We start from the raw sequence: 21,339 nt of genomic DNA on the forward strand, positions 1-21,339 counted from the left end.
TTATTAAAAAGAATGATTGTTGGTTTTATAAAAAATAAAGAAATGAAAAAGTTGATGTTAAGTTTGGCGCTATCTGGATTGATGTTAGCCGGTTTCGCTCAAGAAAAAAAAGATGTTAAACCAGAAATGAAAGAAGTGCAAGCTTCGGTGCATAAACATAAAATAGGAAGAATGCACGATAGTTTTCAAAATAAAACTCCAGAGGAAGTTGCTAAAATGAAAACTGATCGCATGGACCAAAAGTTGAAATTTACAGATAAACAGCGTAAAGATATCTATGCTTTTAATTTGAAGCAAGCAAAGGACCATCAGAAATTAGCTGCTGAACGCAAAGAATATCGAGCAAAAGTGAAAAAACAACGTGTGGCAGAACATGAAAAAATGATGGGAATGTTAACTCCAGAGCAACAAAAAACGTTAAAGGATTCCTACGCTGAAAATCGTAAAATGCATAAAGAACATTGGAAAAAAGACAGACAGCTAAAGAAAAGGGACTTTAAAAAGACTGAGATAAATAAAACAAATGATGCTGAAGTTAAAGCTGGTTAAGTGTTTAAAAAAAGGATAGTTTTCATATTAAATAGTGGTGAGTGTTAGTAGAGGAGGGAACCATTGGTTCCCTCTTTCTTTTTTGTTATTCTTTATTTTTTTGATGTTCTTTCCATTGTTTGGAGAATGATTTATCGGCCAATTTGGGTAGCTCTCGTTGATCTCCCCAGGTTTTCTGAAAGAATTTCTTGAGGAAGAAATTCTTGAATTTTCCACCAAAGAAATCAATCAGTTTTCTGCGCATTATCCCGTAGGTGAACCATTGCCATACTTTTTGTTCCGTTTTTGTTGCCAGACCCTGATCAACGGAATCTTTTCTGTTGACGAGAAGCATACGCTGTATGTCAATACCAACGGGGCAGACCTCTGTACATTTGCCGCATAAGGTGGAGGCATAGCTCAGGTGTTTGAATTCTTTCATTCCATTTAAATGCGGCGATATCAGTGATCCAATTGGACCTTGATAAGTCGTCTCATAAGTATGTCCGCCGATATTCTGATAGATTGGGCATACATTTAAACAGGCTCCGCAACGAATGCAGTATAAGCCTTGACGCTGTTCTTTCTGTGCTAAGAGCTTGCTGCGGCCATTGTCAAGCAGTACAACATACATTTCTTCGGGGCCATCTGATTCATAAGACTGCTTTGGTCCAGTAAGTAGCGTATTGTATACTGTTAGATTTTGGCCCGTACCATGTGTGGATAGGAGTGGCCAAAATACGTCTAAGTCCTGTAAGTTGGGTATTATTTTTTCTATTCCAACGACGGCAATATGTGTTTTGGGGAAGGTTGATGTCAACCGGGCGTTTCCCTCATTTTCGGTTATCGCTATACTTCCAGTTTCAGCAATTAAGAAATTGGCTCCAGTAATCCCAATTTCTGCCGATAGATAGCGATCTCGAAGTAATTCACGGGCCTTCATTGTAAGTTGTTCCGCAGATGCATCTAACGGTGTGTCAAATTTTTCGTGAAAAAGATTAGCAATATCTTCCAGGCTCAAATGCATAGCCGGCGTAACAAAATGATAAGGCTTTTGATCCAGCAGCTGAATGATATACTCGCCAAGATCAGTTTCTACAGCTTCAATATTTTTGGAAGCTAGAAAATGATTAAGCTCGATCTCTTCAGTCGCCATGGATTTTGACTTGACAACAGATTTTGCTTTTTTACGCGCAATGATCGAATAGATTTCGTCCAAGGCTTCCGTGGCGTCATTGGCCCAAATTACTTTTCCACCTCGAGCCGTGAAATTCGCTTCAAATTGCAACAAATAGCGATCGAGATTTTCCATGACCTTCCATTTGATCAGATTCGCTTTTATCTTGCTATTTTCAAGGTCTGCAAATTTGCTCTTACCTTTTTCAAAAGCCATGCTATATTTGTCGATATTGTAATTGATAATATCGCGGTGTTTGGTGTCAAATGCTTTTTGCGCACTTTCCTTAATAAACGTATTAGCGGTACTCTCTGCCATCTAATCTGCTAATTTTTCACAAAAAAAGTTGGTAAAAATTACCAACTTTTAAATATACTGTTAATAAATTGTTTCTCGAAAATCGAGTTAAATAATTTATGCTTTTACCGCAATATTTAGGCTTAGCTCGTCCAGCTGCTCTTGGTGAATGGTTGACGGTGCGTCAATCATAACATCTCTTCCCGAGTTGTTTTTTGGGAAGGCAATCACGTCGCGGATGGAATCTAAACCTGCCAATAAGGATACGAGTCGGTCAAAACCAAAAGCCAATCCGCCATGTGGAGGAGCACCGAAGGTAAAGGCCTCCATCAGGAATCCAAATTGTTTTTTTGCTTCTTCAGGACTGAATCCTAGATGTTTGAACATGATCGATTGCAGCTCCCTGTCGTGGATACGGATTGATCCACCACCGACTTCTACACCGTTTAAAACAAAGTCATAAGCATTTGCTCTTACTTCCCCAGGATTGGTATCTAAAAGTGGGATGTCTTCCGGTTTTGGTGAAGTGAACGGGTGGTGCATTGCATGGAAGCGGCCATTTTCTTCGTCCCATTCCAATAGGGGAAAATCAACGACCCATAATGGTGCAAAGGTTTCTTTGTTGCGGAAACCAAGTTGTGATGCAACTTCAAGGCGTAGTTCATTGAGTTGTTTGCGAACTTTGTCTGTTCCACCAGCCATAATTAACAATAGGTCGCCAGGTTTCGCGTGAAACGCAGCTGCAATGGCAGTTAGTTGTTCTGGTGTAAAAAATTTATCTACAGAGGACTTCACTGAACCATCTTCATTCACGCGTGCATATACCAATCCTGTTGCGCCAATTTGTGGACGTTTGATGAAATCTGTCAACGCATCCAATTGTTTTCTGGTGTAATGTGCACAGTTTTCAGCGTTGATACCAACAACTAATTCTGCGGCATCAAATACAGGAAAACCTTTTCCTTTGGCGACCTCGTTTAGTTCAACAAACTGCATTCCGAAACGGATATCTGGTTTGTCTGATCCGTAAAGGCGCATCGCATCCGCGTAAGTCATACGAGGAACAGTACCTAGGTCAATTCCTTTGATTGTTTTGAAGATATGTTTTGCAAGACCTTCGAAGATATTTAACACATCTTCCTGTTCTACAAAAGACATTTCGCAGTCTATTTGCGTGAATTCTGGTTGGCGATCTGCACGTAAATCTTCATCACGGAAACATTTTACAATTTGGAAATAGCGATCAAAGCCCGAAACCATCAATAATTGTTTGAAGGTTTGTGGGGATTGTGGTAACGCATAAAATTCTCCAGGATTCATACGGGAAGGTACGACAAAGTCGCGTGCGCCCTCTGGAGTTGATTTAATCAGATAAGGGGTTTCTACTTCCAGGAAGTTTTGGGAATCAAGATAACGACGTACCTCTTGGGAGGTTTTATGACGTAAAATCAAGTTTTCACGTACGGGGTTACGCCGTAAATCCAGGTATCTGAACTTCATTCTGATGTCATCACCACCATCTGTTTCATCTTCTATTGTAAAAGGAGGTAACTTAGCAGCATTTAATATTTCAAGATTTGAAACCTTGATTTCAATATCTCCAGTGGAGATTTTAGCATTTTTATTAGAGCGTTCGATAACTTCTCCAGTTACCTTGATGACATATTCTCTTCCGAGCTCACGGGCACTTGCGCGCAAGGAAGCATCATCATCTGCATTGAACGTTAATTGTGTGATACCATATCGGTCTCTAACATCGATGAAAGTCATACCGCCCAAATCGCGGGATTTTTGAACCCATCCACTTAGGGTAACCGTTTTCCCTAAGTCAGCTAGTGTTAATTCTCCACAAGTGTGTGTTCTGTGCATATCGTTATGAAAATTATATTTGACGCAAAATTATTGGTTTTACTCGACAATAACGAATTCTGTTCAGGTTATTTGAGTAGCGTTCTCCCACTTTCTTCCACATCTTTTGCCGCTGTTTTTGATGTCTCCCACTTTTCCCCCTTTTTGGGAAAAAAATGAGTGAAATTAGATTTCTAAAGAGTGAATTTTTACAATTCGTTATTGGTTTTGACAAAGAAAAGAACGAAAAATCATGTTTCTTGTATTAGCTTGTTTTGTGAGTAAATAGGGGTTTAACTGTTTGTAAATAAGGTTTTATGGTATTTTTCTTTGACGTCGACTTCCGTTTGTTGTAGCTATTTTTCGATGTGGAAAACTTTTTTATGTGATAAAGTGGGGGAAAGTGGGAGAAAGTGTATACTTTTACATTTAAATTAGAATAGGATAATTGGCGACATGACTCAGTTGATCGGAGAATTCGAATGCAAGTTAGACACCAAAGGAAGAATGGTGTTGCCAGCTGCGCTCAAGAGGCAAATGCCTCATGTAGAGCGGGATGGTCTTGTAGTGAATCGCGGTTTTGAGAAGCATTTGGTGTTTTATCCAAGGGAGGAGTGGGATTTAATGACGGCTAAGCTGGCGAAATTAAATCAGTTCGATCCCAAAGTTCGGGCGTTTGTTCGTGCTTTTACGCGTGGCGCCACAGAATTGACATTGGATGCTGCGGGTCGTGTTTTATTACCGAAAAGTTTGCTGGAATTTGCGGGAATAAGCACTGAGCTTGTTTTGGCTTGTCAGTTTAATAAAATTGAGGTTTGGTCAAAAGAGGGGTATGATGAATTGATGGGTGATGGCGGTGTTGAGGATATATCATCTTTGGCGGCAGAGGTAATGGGAGATATTAATTTTGGACTATAAGCGTATGGAGAATGTATATCATGTTCCGGTAATGTTGCAAGAATGCATGGATGCATTGGCTATTAAGCCAGATGGTGTTTATGTAGATGTGACTTTTGGTGGTGGTGGCCATTCTCGGGAGATTCTGAAGAGGTTAGGGCCGAAAGGGAGGCTGTTTGCTTTTGATCAGGATCCGGATGCATTAGAAAATGCAATTGACGATCCTCGTTTTACGTTGATACACCAAAACTTTAGGTTTCTAAAGAATAGCCTTCGTTTGGAAGGTGTACGTTCTGTAGATGGTATTTTAGCAGATCTAGGTGTTTCTTCGCATCAATTCGATGCTGCAGATCGTGGCTTTTCTATTCGCTTTGATGCAGACTTGGATATGCGTATGGATCAGGTGGGCGATTTGGATGCAAAGTCGCTGTTGGCAACCTATTCGGAGGAGGATCTGCATCGTATTTTTGGTATGTATGGTGAAATCATGAACGCCAAGTCGCTTGCGAAAACAATTGTTACTGCGCGTTTGTCACAGCCGATCCAGACTGTTGCCGAATTGAAAGAGGTGATTCAACGTATGGTTCCAAAGGGTAAAGAACATAAGTATCATGCACAGGTATTTCAGGCTCTTCGTATCGAAGTGAATCGCGAGTTGGAGGCCTTGCAGGAATTTTTGTTGCAGACCGTTGATGTACTCCGTGTTGAGGGCCGATTGGCTGTGATGTCTTATCACTCTTTGGAGGACCGTTTGGTTAAGAATTTTATGGCCAAAGGTAAGTTTAAAGGGGAAGTTGAAAAGGATTTTTTTGGAAATGAAATTAAGCCATTTCATGTATTGAGCCGTAAAGCAATTACGGCATCTGCACAAGAGTTGGCGGTAAATAATAGATCGCGCAGTGCGAAACTGCGTATTGCTGAAAAGTTGGATTTGTCTTAAAAATGGAGCGAGAGGATGAGCAGAAATACGATAAGACAGAAAGAATTGAGTGAAGAAGTTCAGGAGGAACTACAAGAAACTGTCGAAGAAAAGGCGGAAGAAACAGAAGCGTTTATTAAAACGCTTTTTACCGTTGGAGACCTTTCGTTAAATAAAATATTGCAGTACTTGCCTTTTGGTGCCTTTATCGCTTTTCTGATGTTGTTATATATTTCCAATCGTCATTTTGCCGAGCGAACTATCCGGAGTATTGATAAAGTGAGTAAAGAGGTAAAGGAATTGGGCTGGGATCATAAGTCCCTCTCTGCTGAGCTGATGAAAATGTCTACACAGACAGAAATTGCCAAACGTGTGGATTCTTTGGGGTTGAAAGAGCGTGTGGAGCCACCGATCAAGGTTGAAGTTATAGAGAATAAAGAAGATAAATAGGAAGAGTTATGAGTATCAGAAATACGATTCTTGTTCGTGTCTACTTTGCTTTTGGGCTTATCGTGCTACTTGCGTTTTTGGTATTTGGAAAAATGACCAAGTTGCAGTATGTCGATGGAGAGCATTGGAAAGCTTTAGCGGATAGCCTTTCTATTCAGGAACGAGAGGTGGAAGCTGCTCGTGGTAATATTTATTCAAACGACGGAAGCTTATTGGCTACTTCAGTGCCTGAATATGAACTTCGTTTTGATGCAATGGCGATTTCCGAAGAGGATGAGGAGTATTTCAATTTGAAAGTTGACTCCTTGGCTATTAAACTTGCTGATTTTTTTAAAGATAAATCATCTCGACAGTATTTGACATTATTAAAACAGGCGCGGAACAAAAAACAGCGCTACTTGTTGCTCAAACGCAATGTGTCACATCAGGATTTAAAACGGGTAAAACAATTTCCTCTACTTAAATCTGCTCGTGTCAATAAGGAACGGTTTCCAAGTTGTTTGATTACAGATAGGCAGAATAAGCGTATTTTACCTTTTGTCAATCTTGCTGCAAGAACCATCGGTTATAAAAATGTGAAAGAAAATATTCATGTTGGATTGGAAGGGGCATATGGAGAATATATCGACGGAAAAAGTGGGAAGAGGTTGATGCAACGTATTGCTGGTGGGGTATGGATTCCTGTTAACAAAGATATTGAGGTTGCTCCGGTTGATGGGTCTGATATTATTTCTACCATTGATGTAAATATGCAGGATATGGCTCAAAGGGCGCTGGAGAAGCAAATGATTACGAGTAATGCGGATGAGGGCTGTGTGGTGATGATGGAAGTGAAAACAGGGGAGGTGCGTGCGGTAGCCAATTTTATGCGCGATAAAGATGGAGTCTATCGTGAAAAGTTCAATCTTGCGATTGCGCAAAGTGCAGATCCAGGTTCAACGTTTAAGTTGGCTTCTTATTTGGCTTTGATTGATGATAAGAAAATAGACTCGAGTACAACAGTGAATATTGGTAATGGTAATTGGCCAATTTATAAGCATACGATTCGTGATTCACATGCGCCTAAGAAGTCTATAATTTCAGCGAAAAGGGCTTTTGAGGAGTCGTCCAATGTCGGTGTTACGAAGTTTGTATATCAAGCCTATAAGGATAACCCGGATCAGTTTACATCAAAGCTACATTCTTTTGGTTTTGGTAAGACGCTCGATCTACAGATTCCGGGGGAAGGTATACCCTTGGTGAAAACGTCGAAAAGTAAAAGCTGGAGCGGGTTGTCGCTGGTACAGATGGCTTACGGCTATGAAATGAAAATTACGCCATTGCAAACGTTGACATTTTATAATGCTGTCGCAAATAACGGGAAGTTGATAGCGCCGCTATTTGTTAAGGAAATTCGGCATTTAGGAAATACAATTCAAACGTTTCAAGCGAAAGTGATTAACGAAAAGATCGCTTCGGATCATGCTTTAGCAGAGGTGCGGGGAATGATGGAAGGTGTTATGACTGAAGGGACAGGTAGAAGTGTTGCTAGTCCGTTGTATAGCTCTGGTGGTAAAACAGGTACAGCACAGATGGCTGACGGCTCGAGAGGATACGGTGCTAGACGATATCAATCTTCATTCGCTGGATATTTTCCGGCTGAAGATCCAAAATATTCCATTATTGTGGTAATTCGTAACCCGAGAAATGGATACTATGGTGCATCGATTGCTGGACCCGTGTTTAAAGAGCTTGCAGACATGGTATATGCAAACGATATGGAAATGGAGGGGAAAAAGACGTTTAAAGCAGTCAATGTAGGCGGAAGAATGCCATTGACTTTGCAGGGTTCGAAGGAAGCTAGTAAAAAAGTGTACGATAGATTGGGGATTAATACCGTGAATTGGGATACGATCGCGCGGGGAGAGGTGGATAGCTCTACACGAGGCGTACCATTCATGGATTTAAAATATAAAGAAGGAATTGTTCCGAATGTGGTTGGCATGGGGTTGATGGATGCTTTATATGTTGTGGAGAATGCCGGATTTAAGGCGCACGTGACGGGAAAAGGAAGAGTTGGAATGCAGTCGTTAGCTGCGGGGCAGAAACTGCCTTTTGGAACGGCGATAAATTTAGAACTTAAGTAAATGATGGATTTAAAAAAAGTATTGCATGCTATCCCTGTACAGCAGGTTGTAGGGAACCTCGAAGAGGTCGATGTGCACTCTTTGTGCTTTGATTCCAGAAAAGTGGAGTTGGGAAGTTTGTTTATCGCAGTGCGAGGTGTTCAGACAGATGGTCACTTGTTTGTGGACAAGGCAATTACCTCGGGAGCTAGAGCCGTTATTGTGGAAGAGTTGCCAAAAGAAACGTTGGATTCTGTCGTCTATATCTTGGTGGCGGACTCTGCTTATGCTTTAGGTGTCGCTGCTGCTAATTTCTATGGCAATCCTGCTGAGCAGTTGAAACTTGTCGGTGTAACCGGTACAAATGGTAAAACGACAGTCGCAACATTGTTGTTTCAGCTGTTTACTGAGTTGGGCTACCATGTTGGCTTATTATCTACGGTACAAAACCAGATTGGAACGAAGGTTATACCCGCAACGCACACAACGCCAGACCCTATTCAATTGAATAAATTGTTACGGGATATGGTTGATGATGGCTGTGATTATGCGTTTATGGAGGTTAGTTCACATGCTGTCGTTCAGAAACGTATTGCAGGCTTGGTGTTTGCGGGCGCAATATTTACGAATATTACCCATGATCACCTGGATTTTCATAAAACTTTTGATAACTATATTAAAGCGAAAAAAAAGTTTTTTGATGATTTGGATGCGAATGCTTTTGCTTTGACGAATGCTGACGATAGAAATGGTCAGGTCATGCTTCAAAATACAGTGGCACATCGGAAAAGCTATGGCTTACGTTCTGGAGCGGATTTTAAAGCAAAGGTGATCGAAAGCCATTTCGATGGTATGTTGATGAGCGTGGACGGGCAGGAAGTGTGGGTAAAATTGATCGGCGATTTCAATGCTTATAATCTTTTAGCGGTTTATGCTGCCGCTATTTTGCTAGAGCAGGAAACGGTGAAAGTGCTAACCGCGCTCAGTACATTGAAGGGAGCAGAGGGGCGGTTTGAAACGATGAAATCAGCTTCGGGTGTTTTTGGAATCGTAGACTACGCGCATACACCTGATGCGGTTGAAAATGTGTTGAAGACCATAAGTTCATTGCGACGTCCAGAACAAAAAATCATCACTGTGTTGGGATGCGGAGGAGACCGGGATAAGACCAAAAGACCTGAAATGGCAGCGGCAGCGCTGCGTTATAGTGATCGTTTTTTGATTACGTCCGATAATCCGCGTACAGAAGATCCTTACCAGATTATTAGAGATATTGAGGCGGGTGTGGCGGCAGACCAGAAGGTGAAGACGCTCTCTATAGCTGATCGTAAGGAAGCAATAAGGACAGCCTATCAGCTGGCTAGTCCTGGAGATATTATCCTAGTGGCAGGAAAAGGGCATGAGAAATATCAAGATATACAGGGTGTAAAGCATCATTTTGATGATAAAGAAGTTTTAGAGAATACATTTAACGAACAATAGAAATATGTTGTACCATCTTTTTACGTGGCTTAGCGAATATATTCATATACCTGGAGGAGGTTTGTTTCAATACATCTCCTTTCGGACATCTATGGCTGTAATCGCTTCATTGATTATTACCACGGTTTTTGGGGGAAAATTGATTCAATTCTTGCATAATAAGCAAGTTGGAGAGACAATTCGTGATTTGGGGCTTGAAGGAGAAAAAAAGAAAGCTGGTACGCCGACAATGGGTGGGATCATCATCATTGCAGGTATCCTTATACCGACCTTGTTATTTGCGAAATTGACGAATATCTATGTGATTATCATGATCGTGACAACACTTTGGATGGGCGCAATTGGATTTTTAGATGATTACATAAAGGTCTTTAGACATAACAAAGAAGGTTTAGCTGGTAAGTTTAAAGTTGTTGGGCAAGTTGGCTTGGGAGCGATTATTGCTTGTACGATGTACTTTCATCCAGATATCGTTGTCCGAAAAGGGGTGGATAAACCGACCTCCACTAAACCCGTTGAAGTGGTTATCAATGAAGGTACAGGTGAGAAAACCTACGCTGAAAACGTGAAATCATCGAAGACAAATATTCCATTTTATAAAAATAACGAGTTTGATTATGCTAAGGTGTTTAAGATATTCGGACTACAAAGTGATTATCTGACTTTTATCGTCTTTTTAGTTGTTGTTATTTTTATCGTTACGGCAGTTTCAAACGGCGCAAATATTACGGACGGTATCGATGGTTTAGCTACGAGTACATCCGCTATCATTGGTGTTACTTTAGCCATTTTAGCTTACGTGTCGGGTAACGTGATCTTTTCAGATTACCTCAATATTATGTATATCCCCAATTCCGGAGAACTCGTGATTTTCGCTGGAGCATTTGTGGGGGCCTGCGTGGGTTTCCTATGGTATAACACGTATCCTGCTCAAGTTTTTATGGGGGATACGGGAAGTTTGGCGATCGGTGGTATTATTGCTGCTTTCGCGATCCTGATCCGGAAAGAATTATTGATACCGATTCTATGTGGTGTATTTCTGTTGGAAAACCTTTCGGTAATTCTTCAAGTGTCGTATTTCAAATACACTAAAAAGAAATACGGTGAGGGTAGACGGATTTTTTTGATGTCGCCATTACATCATCACTTTCAGAAGAAGGGGTATCACGAGGCAAAAATTGTAACACGTTTTGTTATCGTAGGAATTATATTGGCCATTCTTACTATTGTAACATTGAAAATTAGATAATGATGTCAAATATTGCAACAACATATTATCCTCAATCTGGAAGTTTGGTCATTTTAGGTGCTGGCGAAAGCGGTGTTGGAACGGCAATTCTGGGAAAAGAAAAGGGATTTGATGTATTTGTGTCAGATAAAGGGCTTATTGCAGACCACTATAAGGAACAACTAAAAGCGGAAGGAATAGCTTTCGAAGAAGGTCAACATGACGAAGGCCGTATCTTGAATGCTGCACTGGTTGTAAAAAGCCCTGGTATTCCAGCGACCGTACCATTGGTCGTTGCATTGAGAGCAAAGAATATACCTGTGATTGCAGAAATTGAATTTGCGGCGCAATATACGGATGCAAAGTTAATCTGTATTACAGGGTCAAACGGAAAGTCTACCACGACGATGTTGACTTATGAAATGCTTAAGCATGGCGGTTTAAACGTCGGATTGGCAGGTAATATCGGGAAAAGCTTTGCATTGCAGGTGGCTAAAGAACAGTTCGATTGCTATGTATTGGAAATATCGAGCTTTATGCTGGACGATATGTACCATTTTAGAGCAGATGTTGCTGTTATACTGAATATTACTCCTGATCATTTGGATCGCTATGACCATAAAATGGAAAATTATGTGGATTCAAAATTCAGAATGATTCAGAATCAAACGGAGAAGGATTATTTTATATACTGCCTGGACGATCCGGAAACAGTTAAGGGATTGGAAAGACATCATAGTAAAGGGACCTATTTGCCTTTTACACAAGAACAACTTGTTGAATTGGGGGCTTATTTAAATGCCAACAAAACAATAATTATTAATACACCAAATAACGATACATTCACTATGAGAGCTGAGGAATTGTCATTGCAGGGGAAGCATAATATTTATAATAGCATGGCTTCTGGATTAATTGCGAAAGTGCAGGAATTGAGAAATCAAGTGATGAAAGAAAGTATGGGGTCGTATGTGAATATTCCGCATCGCCTTGAACATGTAGCCTGTATCGGCGGTGTAAATTACATTAATGATTCAAAGGCGACGAATGTAAATTCGGTATGGTATGCTTTGGAAAGTTTCTCTACACCAATCGTGTTGTTATTGGGTGGCGTGGATAAAGGAAACGATTACAGTATGCTTGCTGATTTGGTCAGAGACAAGGTGCGCGCTATCGTTTGTTTAGGAAAAGATACGGCTGCAATTCATAAAGCATTTGAACAAGATGTAGAGATTATTGTCAACAGTACCTCCATGCAAGATGCCGTGGTATTGTCGTCTCACTTGGCTCAAAAAGGTGACACCGTCTTATTGTCTCCTGCTTGCGCTAGTTTTGATTGGTTTAAGAATTATGAAGATCGTGGCGATAAATTTAAGGCTGCTGTAATGGAATTATAAATGGTGTAACCCAATAAGAGGAGGAAGGATATGCTACAGAATATAATGTCTAAATTGAAGGGTGATCGATGGATATGGATCATTGTGATTATCTTATCGGGATGGTCACTTTTGGCTGTATACAGTTCGGTGGGTACGTTGGCTTATAAAGAAGGGAAAGGGACTGAAATGTATCTGTTAAAGCATTTCTCTATTATTGCCATAGGCTTTGTCCTGATGTATCTTTCTCACAAGTTAGATTATCGGTATTATGCGGGTATATCCAAAATAATGATGGGTATTACAATCCCTTTATTGTTGTTTACGCTGTTGTTCGGAAGTAAAGTTAATGAAGCTAGTCGTTGGTTGACTATCCCTGGTATAGGTTTGACCTTTCAAACATCGGATTTAGCAAAGTTGTCACTTATCGTCTTTCTTGCAAGGATGTTATCCCGGAAGCAGGAAGAGATCAAAGATGTGAAAAAATCGTTCTTACCCATTATGGGGTCGGTGTGTGGTGTGTTTATTCTGATTGCCTTGGCCAATCTATCTACCGCATTGATGCTGTTTGGCGTGAGTGTTTTATTGCTCTTGATCGGACGGATTAGTTTTAAGCAGATAGCCATTGTTTGTTGTGGCGGAGGGGTGCTTCTCATGATGGTTATCTTCTTTGGTCCCCGTAGAACGACTTATATCAGTCGGGTAAAATCTTTTTTTCATACTGAAAAAGTGGATAAAACGGTATCCTTCCAGGATGATAAAAATTATCAGGCAAACAATGCGAAAATTGCTATAGCAACTGGTGGGCTTTTTGGAAAAGGACCGGGAAATAGTGTGCAACGTAATGTGTTGCCGCACCCTTATTCCGATTTTATTTACGCGATTATCATCGAAGAATATGGAACAGTCGGGGGGGTGATTCTGCTATTTCTGTATTTGGCATTTATGTATCGATGTATACGTATTGTCACGATGAGTCCCAAAGCTTTTGGTACTTTTCTGGCTGCGGGTTTGGGATTTAGTTTGACGATTCAGGCCTTGGCTAATATGGCTGTGGCAGTAGGATTAGGACCGGTAACGGGGGTTCCGCTTCCACTAGTGAGTATGGGGGGAACCTCGATTTTATTTACGAGTGTCGCCTTGGGAATCATCCTGAGCGTGAGTAGAAATATTGAAGAATTAAAAGGTAAAGAAGAGCTGGATGAAAAGCCTAAACCGAAAAAAGTGGTTATAGGATCTATTCCTGCATAATAATAAATTAAGCATGGCAATTCGCGTAATTATCAGTGGTGGTGGGACCGGAGGACATATCTTTCCGGCGATTTCAATTGCAAATGCGTTGAAGGCAATGGATCCTGCAAATGAAGTTCTATTTGTGGGTGCCAATGGCCGGATGGAAATGGATAAGGTGCCGGCTGCAGGATATAAGATTGTTGGACTCGACATTCAGGGAATCAATAGAAAGCAGCTGTGGAAAAATATCTTTTTGCCGTTTAAGCTTATGAAAAGTTTAAGTAAAGCAAAAAGCATAATCAAGGATTTTAGACCGGATGTGGCTGTAGGTGTAGGCGGTTTTGCTTCTGGTCCATTGTTAATGATGGCTAATAAACTGGGGGTGCCAACAGTGGTGCAGGAGCAAAATTCCTATGCGGGGGTAACCAACAAAAAAGTTGGCGCTAAGGCAGCAAAAATATGTGTGGCATATGAGGGGATGGAGCAATTTTTCCCTGCTGAGAAAATATTGCTTACGGGCAATCCAATAAGACGCGAGTCTATTGCGATAGCAGGAAAAAGAGAAGAGGCCTTAACGTTCTTTGCGTTAGATCCACACAAAAAAACAATTTTGGTACTTGGAGGTAGTCTGGGGGCCAAAACATTAAACGAAAGTGTCGTTGCCTATCTGAATGAGCTGAAAGCAGAAGAAGTGCAGGTGATTTGGCAATGCGGCAGTTTCTACGTTGAACAGTTACAGCAAGAGCTTGCAGGAAAGCTTCCAGGTAATATTAAGATGTTAGCCTTTCTTCAGCGTATGGATTATGCTTATGCTGCGGCAGATTTAATTATTAGCCGTGCCGGAGCTGGTACTATTTCTGAGCTCTGTGTGGTTGGAAAACCTGTTGTTCTTGTACCTTCACCTAATGTTGCTGAAGATCATCAGACCAAAAATGCAATGGCGTTGGTCAATAAAGGTGCTGCATTATTGGTGAAGGATAGTGAGGCAAAAAGAGACTTAATACCTGCTGCTTTAAATTTATTAAAAGAGGTTGATCAGGTCGCACAATTAAGTGAAAATATCAAAAAACTCGGTAGGTTGGATGCTGACGTGCAGATTGCCGAGGAGGTGTATAAATTGGTTAATAAAAAATAGACGAAGTATGAATCTAGATGCAATAAAACAAGTTTACTTGATCGGAATAGGTGGTATAGGCATGAGTGGTCTTGCACGCTATTTTAAGCATTTGGGCTGTGAGGTGAATGGATATGACCGTACAGAAACTGAGCTGACTAAAACCTTAGTCGAGGAAGGAATTGTGATCTCCTATCAGGATGATATCAATACGATTGATGGTATTTTTCATGCCCCAACAGCAGAGACACTAGTCATTTTTACACCTGCTATTCCTAAAGATTCGAAGATTAAGGCCTTTTTCGAATCACATGGACATACGCTTTATAAACGGTCTCAGGTTTTGGGGATCATTAGCGAGAGTAGATTTACAGTAGCTGTCGCTGGTACACATGGTAAAACAACAACTTCTACTATGGTGGCACATGTATTGAAGGATTCGGGTTACGACTGCTCTGCCTTTTTGGGAGGAATTAGTTCTAACTACGGTACAAATGTGCTTTATGGTAATAATAATACAGTTGTGGTTGAGGCTGATGAATTTGATCGTTCATTTCTGACGCTTCACCCCAATATCGCAATAGTAACTTCTTCTGATGCGGATCATTTGGATATTTATGGCGACCGTAGCCATTTGCTTGAATCGTTTCAAATGTTCTTGGATAAAGTGGTTGAAGGAGGTACACGTATTATAAAAAAGGGCCTTGAGTTTAAGGGGCAAATCAGTTATTCAGGCCATGAAATCGCTGATGCATATGCTTCCAATGTGCATGTACGCGATGGAGAGTTCTTTTTTGATTATCAAGATACCAATGGAAAGATCGATGATATCCATTTGGGGATTCCTGGTATCCATAATGTTGAAAATGCGGTGGCTGCAATTGCAGTGGCCCGTTTACTTGGGATTGAGAACGAAGCGATCAAGAAAGCGTTGACGACATTCAAAGGAGTGAAAAGAAGGTTTGAATATATTGTCCGTAAACCTGGAGCGGTGTATATTGATGACTATGCACACCATCCAGAGGAATTGCGTGCATTTTTAACTTCGATGCGTAAATTGTATCCCACAAAAAAACTAAATGTGGTGTTTCAGCCGCATTTATTTACGCGTACGCGGGATTTTGTGGATGGTTTTGCCGAGGTATTGTCCATGGCAGACAATCTGTTGTTAATGGAAATTTATCCAGCACGGGAGCTCCCCATTGAAGGGATCAATTCGAGTTGGTTATTGGATAAAATTACGGCAACGGAAAAACAGCTTGTAACAGCAGAAGAAGTCCTGGAATTCGCACGCGATGAAAAGCCGGAACTAATTGTTACAGTTGGGGCAGGTGATATTGACAAATTGGTTAAACCGTTACAGGCGATTTTAGAGCATGCTTAAAAAATTACGTAACATACAATGGAATCGTGTCCTCTACTTTACGCTGTTTTTTATCGGCGTAATAGTCGTCGTCGTGATTATGAGTATTGTTGGGAAACGTGATGAGCAGCAGGTTTGTAAAGATATTAAGATTGTCATTGAAGGCACAGAAGCTTTTATTGATCAGGCTGATATCTCCAAATTGATCGAACAGAACTATGGTAGTTTCGTGGGGAAGAAAGTCAATGGAATCCCCTTTCAGAAGGTTGAAAAAACCTTGCGCAAATTACCGTATGTTTCCGATGCCAGTATACATGCCGATATGGATGGTACGATCAGAATTAACATTAATCAGCGCGAGGCTGTCATGCGGGTCATCAACAAAAATGGCAAGGAATTTTATGTAGACCCCAAAGGATTGAAGATACCGACAACGTTGAAGTATATACCGCACATCATGGTTGCTACAGGTAATATTGCAGAAGGATATAATGAAGCATTGGATACCATCGCAACACCATTGGTTAAAGATTTGGTCAAGGTTGTTGAATTTATCAAAAATGACGAATTATGGAATAACCAGGTGGTGCAGATATATGTGAATCCGGATAAGGATATTGAACTTGTACCTCGTGTAGGGACACAGCAATTGATTGTTGGATCGGCAGATTCATTGGAACAAAAATTTGAATTATTAAAGACCTTTTATACGCAGATCATGCCAAAGGTAGGTATAAATGCTTATGGTGTTGTCAACGTGAAATATGGAGGTCAGATCATCTGTGAAAAGCGAGGAAACTGGAGTTTTTCAGATGATCAAACAAAAAAAGTAGCAAATAATACATTATAGTAATACAGCAACAATACAGGAAATTATGAACTCAAAGGCAGCAGAAATTGAAAGAGAAAACCCAATTATCGTGGGACTCGATATTGGTACTACCAAAATTTGTGTTACGGTTGGGAGACGTAGCTCAGGAAACAAAATTGAATTATTAGGTGTGGGGAAAGCGGACTCTGCCGGTGTAAGCCGCGGAGTAGTTGCTAATATCCAGAAAACTGTGGGGAGTATTTTAGAGGCTGTTGAGATAGCCGAAGCACAGTCCAATGTGGATATTAAAGTGGTGAACGTAGGGATTGCTGGCCAACACATCAAAAGTATTCAACACCGCGGAATATTTACCAAAACTGATGGTGACGACGAAATTATTCGACGCGATATCGAACGACTGATTTCGGATATGTATAAACTGGTACTGCCTCCAGGAGAAGAAATTATACATGTTTTACCACAGGAGTTTACGGTAGATAACGAGCCTGGTATTCGCGAACCAATCGGTATGGCAGGGCGTCGTATTGAAGCAAATTTCCATATTATATCGGGACGTGTAACTGATATTAAAAACATCAAAAAATGTATTGATAATTCCAATCTGGAAGTTGCTGAATTAATTCTCGAACCTTTAGCGTCTTCAGAAGCTGTATTGGATGAAGACGAAAAAAATGCTGGTGTTGTATTAGTAGATATCGGTGGTGGAACCACAGATGTTGCCATCTTCCATGAAGGAATTATTCGTCACACAGCCGTGATTCCTTTAGGCGGTAATATCGTCACAGAAGATATCCGTCAGGGATGTTCTGTTTTGCGTTCCCAAGCTGAATTGTTGAAAACTCGCTTTGGATCAGCTTTAGCCGATGAAAACAAAGAAAATGAGGTGATTTGCGTGCCCGGATTAAAAGGTCGTGAACCAAAAGAAATTTCTGTTAAAAACCTAGCTTATATCATCCAAGCTAGAATGGAGGAAATTATTGAGCATGTATATTATGAAATCAAATCTTCTGGATATGAAAATAAACTGATCGGTGGTATTGTAATTACCGGTGGTGGTGCTCAATTAAAACATCTGGTACAACTTGTTGAATATATTACTGGAATAGATTGTCGTATCGGATTTCCGAATGAATATCTTTCTAAGAATGAGGTTTTGCCAAAACCGTTGTTTGAAGAATTGAAAAGTCCGTTGTATGCAACGAGTATCGGCTTGTTGATCAAGGGAATCCAGTCACACGAGGAAGAGGAAGATAGCCGTAGAGAAATGCACACCCCATCTAAAAAAGTGCAGGCCGCTACAGTGACGACAAAAGAGGTTTCTGAACAGCAACAAAAGGAGCAAGGATTATTGTCATGGTTCAAACGTTTTATCAAAGACGGTAATGAAATCGATGACGCAAGTTTTTTAGATAAGAAGTAAGTTTTCCACAATAGTTGAAGTTTTCCACAATTTAACAAATGTGGAAAACTTTTGTTGAAATTATATTATTATTACATTACATATAGTGGGTTTGATTCGTTTTGATATCATCTTCATTGTAAGTTAAATAGGGATAAGTTATGTCAATACAGTTTGAAATGTTAAAAGAACAATCTTCAATAATCAAAGTTATTGGGGTTGGTGGTGGTGGCGGCAATGCCGTAAACCACATGTATAAACAAGGAATTAGTGGGGTAGATTTTATCGTGTGTAATACTGATGCGCAAGCATTGGAATTGAGCCCGATCCCAAATAAAGTTCAATTGGGGATAAGTCTGACCGAAGGAATGGGGGCAGGAGCAGATCCTGATGTAGGTGAAAATTCAGCGATCGAAAGTATTGAAGATATCAAACGTATGTTGGGTACCAATACCAAGATGTTGTTTATTACAGCTGGTATGGGCGGTGGTACTGGTACTGGTGCTAGTCCAGTATTGGCGAAAGCTGCCAAAGAATTGGGTATTTTAACTGTTGCGATTGTAACTACACCCTTTACGTTTGAAGGTAAACGCCGTCGTTCACAGGCGGAAGAAGGTTTATCTGAGTTACGTAAATATGTAGATTCTTATCTTGTGATTTCAAATGACCGCCTTCGTGAGATTTTTGGTAATTTGACGATGACTGCGGCTTTTGCAAAAGCCGACGATATATTGACTACCGCGGCAAAAGGTATCGCCGAAATTATAACTATCCCTGGTTATGTAAACGTCGATTTTAAAGATGTTCGCACTGTTATGAACGATAGTGGTGTTGCCATTATGGGGAATGCTGTTGCCGAAGGTGAAGATCGTGCATTACGTGCAGTGGAAGGTGCCTTAGCTTCTCCATTGTTGAAAGACAATGAGATTGAAGGTGCTCGCTATATTTTATTGAATATTACTTCTGGAACGAAAGAAGTAACTATGGATGAAGTTGCGATCATTACGGATTACATTCAGGAAAAAGCTGGTTTGTCAGCAGATTTAATCTGGGGTAACTGTATTGATGAGAATTTTGAAGACGAATTGTCAGTAACAATTATTGCCACTGGTTTTCAAACATCTGAAGAACGTGATAAAGAACGTGAAAATACAAAGGTGTCTATGCCCTTAACTGCTGAACCGGCTAATTCTTTTATCAAACCTGTTTCTCAGGTAGCGCCAAGAGAAGTTCCAGCTACGAATAGTTTCGTAACTCCGGTTCAACGTGTGGATACACCAGCACCTTCTACAAATACTTCTACTCCAAATAATTTGCAATCTGACTTGTTCACTTCTCCCAGAAATGCGGTACAACAACAGGTAGCTGTTGAGGAACCACAAGTAATACGTCATGATTTGGGTTTTGATGGTGGTTATGAAGAGGAAACTTCATTTGGAGATAGTGATTTTCAATTGAAAACCTCGCCGTCAGTGTTTCAATTCCAGATGCCAACAGTGTTTGATTCTTACACAGCTCCTTCTGCGTCAGGATATGAGGAGAAACCTACATTTTCATCAAGTACAACAAATGAGCAAGTAGAAGTCCCTCAGGTAGAAGAAGAGCAAGTTTCGTTTGAAGATCAGCTGGTTCGTACAAAAGAACGCATCTTGCGTCTTAAAGAATTGAGCATGAAACTAAAATCTTCTAATGGTCTACATGAGTTGGAAAACGAGCCTGCTTATAAGCGGAAACAAATGTCATTGGAAGATACACCGCATTCTTCACAATCTCAGGTGTCTCGTTTTACACTTTCCTTTGAAGACGGAAATACTGAAATTAGACCGAACAATTCTTTTCTACATGATAATGTAGACTAATTGATTCACCATAAAATAACAAAAAGCCATCCGATCGGATGGCTTTTTTAGTATCTTTAAATACCGAAATAAGACAATTATACAAGCTATGACGACAAAATTAAATAACCCTGTATGGGTAATGAGTTCTGCATTTGATAAATTATCCTTACCGGAGTTGATTCAGACGACCAAAAGAATCGGAGCAGGGGGGATAGACCTTTGTGTGTTTAGAAAAGATGGGACCCGTGAAGATCATACCGCAACGCATTTGGATTATGATGATTTTACTCCTGCAAAAGCGAGGGAAATCATTGAGCTGTTCAATCAGGCTGATTTAAAACTTTCGCTTGGTGCTTTTGAAAATATGATTGGCGGAGATCCTGAGCAACGAGTGAAGAATCAAAATCATTTATTGAAATTGATCCGTATTGCACATTTGCTGGGAGGTGATGCAAATAACGTTAAGGTAGGGACATTTGTGGGGTACAATCATGAATTGGGCAATCAAATTGACGGATTTCAGAAAAATCTTGAAGAATACAAGCGTGTATTTGCGCCCATTATTAATTATGCAGAGAGTTTAGGTGTAACGATCCTTTATGAGAACTGCCCAATGGAAGGATGGCGCTCATCACGTTATAGCTCTACCTATAACAATCTTCCAGCAGTGCTTGCTGCTCGTAAATTAATGTATGCGATGATACCAAGTAAGGCTCATGGTGAGATCTATGATCCTTCACATGATGTCTGGCAAAATACAAACCCCATAGACGTTATTCGTAATACGGACATCACGCGCTTACAACGTATACATGTGAAGACTACGCGTAATCTACAGACTGCTGCACGTATTGATTGGGGTGGTATGTATCCCATGCAGCATGTTGACGCCGAATTGGCTAAAAAAGCGAATGTAAGTATACCGGGCCACGACTGGGATAGACATCATTACGAAGCTATGTTGCCAGGCTTTGGCGGATCTGACAGTATGGATTGGCGCGGGTTTGTTGACTTATTGCAAGAACGTGGTTTCAGTGGACCTTTTGAGATTGAAAATGAAGCTAAAAATTCGAAAGACACGGGTGATTTTTCTGCAACGGTTCAAGGCTTTACAACCTGTCTTAACTTTTTGGCACCGATGTTATGGGATTTAGAAGCAGAGGTGGGGTATTCTTATAAGAAATCTCAACCTTTAAAAGACCTGAACGTAAAAGATGTTCCTGTTGTTACGATGGATGAGTTAATTTAGT

17 protein-coding genes are annotated in these 21,339 nt (G+C 40.5%); 15 read left to right on the top strand and 2 right to left on the bottom strand.

Annotated elements, in window-relative coordinates; genetic code table 11:
- Nucleotides 1-12: 12 nt before the first annotated feature.
- Entirely contained in the window at nt 13-549 is a 537-nt protein-coding gene (locus AAW12_RS25500) for a hypothetical protein (protein WP_053003666.1), read from the top strand.
- Nucleotides 550-634: 85 nt separating this feature from the next.
- Here AAW12_RS25500 and AAW12_RS12480 read toward each other — a convergent pair whose 3' ends face one another.
- The gene (locus AAW12_RS12480; protein WP_046673962.1) at nt 635-2,023 is read right to left on the bottom strand and encodes a LutB/LldF family L-lactate oxidation iron-sulfur protein; all 1,389 of its coding nucleotides are present in this window, start codon (nt 2,021-2,023) and stop codon (nt 635-637) included.
- A gap of 96 nt (nt 2,024-2,119) precedes the next feature.
- Nucleotides 2,120-3,871, bottom strand: a complete 1,752-nt coding sequence (gene aspS, locus AAW12_RS12485; RefSeq protein WP_046673963.1) for an aspartate--tRNA ligase — start codon at nt 3,869-3,871, stop codon at nt 2,120-2,122.
- Between the two features lie 435 nt (nt 3,872-4,306).
- Between aspS and mraZ the strand changes: the two genes are divergently transcribed.
- From mraZ to AAW12_RS12555, 14 genes are all read left to right on the top strand, one after another.
- Nucleotides 4,307-4,768, top strand: a complete 462-nt coding sequence (gene mraZ, locus AAW12_RS12490; RefSeq protein WP_046673964.1) for a division/cell wall cluster transcriptional repressor MraZ — start codon at nt 4,307-4,309, stop codon at nt 4,766-4,768.
- Nucleotides 4,769-4,772: 4 nt separating this feature from the next.
- Entirely contained in the window at nt 4,773-5,687 is a 915-nt protein-coding gene (gene rsmH / locus AAW12_RS12495) for a 16S rRNA (cytosine(1402)-N(4))-methyltransferase RsmH (protein WP_046673965.1), read from the top strand.
- A gap of 15 nt (nt 5,688-5,702) precedes the next feature.
- Nucleotides 5,703-6,116: an FtsL-like putative cell division protein gene (locus tag AAW12_RS12500; protein ID WP_046673966.1), complete on the top strand. Its 414-nt coding sequence runs from the start codon at nt 5,703-5,705 to the stop codon at nt 6,114-6,116.
- Nucleotides 6,117-6,124: 8 nt separating this feature from the next.
- A complete protein-coding gene (locus tag AAW12_RS12505) occupies nt 6,125-8,242 on the top strand; it encodes a penicillin-binding protein (RefSeq protein WP_046673967.1) in 2,118 nt (705 codons plus the stop codon).
- Nucleotides 8,243-9,703: a UDP-N-acetylmuramoyl-L-alanyl-D-glutamate--2,6-diaminopimelate ligase gene (locus AAW12_RS12510; RefSeq protein ID WP_046673968.1), complete on the top strand. Its 1,461-nt coding sequence runs from the start codon at nt 8,243-8,245 to the stop codon at nt 9,701-9,703. It abuts the gene before it with no gap.
- Nucleotides 9,704-9,707: 4 nt separating this feature from the next.
- Complete coding sequence (mraY, locus tag AAW12_RS12515; RefSeq protein ID WP_046673969.1) at nt 9,708-10,952, top strand: phospho-N-acetylmuramoyl-pentapeptide-transferase; 1,245 nt, start codon at nt 9,708-9,710, stop codon at nt 10,950-10,952.
- Between the two features lie 2 nt (nt 10,953-10,954).
- Nucleotides 10,955-12,328, top strand: a complete 1,374-nt coding sequence (murD, locus tag AAW12_RS12520) for a UDP-N-acetylmuramoyl-L-alanine--D-glutamate ligase (RefSeq protein WP_046673970.1) — start codon at nt 10,955-10,957, stop codon at nt 12,326-12,328.
- 30 nt (nt 12,329-12,358) lie between these two features.
- The gene (locus tag AAW12_RS12525; protein ID WP_046673971.1) at nt 12,359-13,558 is read left to right on the top strand and encodes an FtsW/RodA/SpoVE family cell cycle protein; all 1,200 of its coding nucleotides are present in this window, start codon (nt 12,359-12,361) and stop codon (nt 13,556-13,558) included.
- A gap of 13 nt (nt 13,559-13,571) precedes the next feature.
- Complete coding sequence (murG, locus tag AAW12_RS12530; protein ID WP_046673972.1) at nt 13,572-14,675, top strand: undecaprenyldiphospho-muramoylpentapeptide beta-N-acetylglucosaminyltransferase; 1,104 nt, start codon at nt 13,572-13,574, stop codon at nt 14,673-14,675.
- A 7-nt stretch (nt 14,676-14,682) separates the two neighbouring features.
- Complete coding sequence (gene murC / locus AAW12_RS12535) at nt 14,683-16,038, top strand: UDP-N-acetylmuramate--L-alanine ligase (RefSeq protein ID WP_046673973.1); 1,356 nt, start codon at nt 14,683-14,685, stop codon at nt 16,036-16,038.
- Entirely contained in the window at nt 16,031-16,867 is an 837-nt protein-coding gene (locus AAW12_RS12540; RefSeq protein WP_046673974.1) for a cell division protein FtsQ/DivIB, read from the top strand. The genes murC and AAW12_RS12540 overlap by 8 nt, the downstream gene beginning before the upstream one ends.
- Before the next feature lie 25 nt (nt 16,868-16,892).
- The gene (gene ftsA / locus AAW12_RS12545) at nt 16,893-18,269 is read left to right on the top strand and encodes a cell division protein FtsA (RefSeq protein ID WP_046673975.1); all 1,377 of its coding nucleotides are present in this window, start codon (nt 16,893-16,895) and stop codon (nt 18,267-18,269) included.
- Nucleotides 18,270-18,409: 140 nt separating this feature from the next.
- Entirely contained in the window at nt 18,410-20,107 is a 1,698-nt protein-coding gene (ftsZ, locus tag AAW12_RS12550) for a cell division protein FtsZ (protein WP_046673976.1), read from the top strand.
- Nucleotides 20,108-20,195: 88 nt separating this feature from the next.
- Nucleotides 20,196-21,338, top strand: a complete 1,143-nt coding sequence (locus AAW12_RS12555) for a sugar phosphate isomerase/epimerase family protein (RefSeq protein WP_046673977.1) — start codon at nt 20,196-20,198, stop codon at nt 21,336-21,338.
- Nucleotide 21,339 lies beyond the last annotated feature (1 nt).

Origin of the sequence: Sphingobacterium sp. Ag1, assembly GCF_000988325.1 — a bacterium.
Taxonomy (GTDB): domain Bacteria; phylum Bacteroidota; class Bacteroidia; order Sphingobacteriales; family Sphingobacteriaceae; genus Sphingobacterium.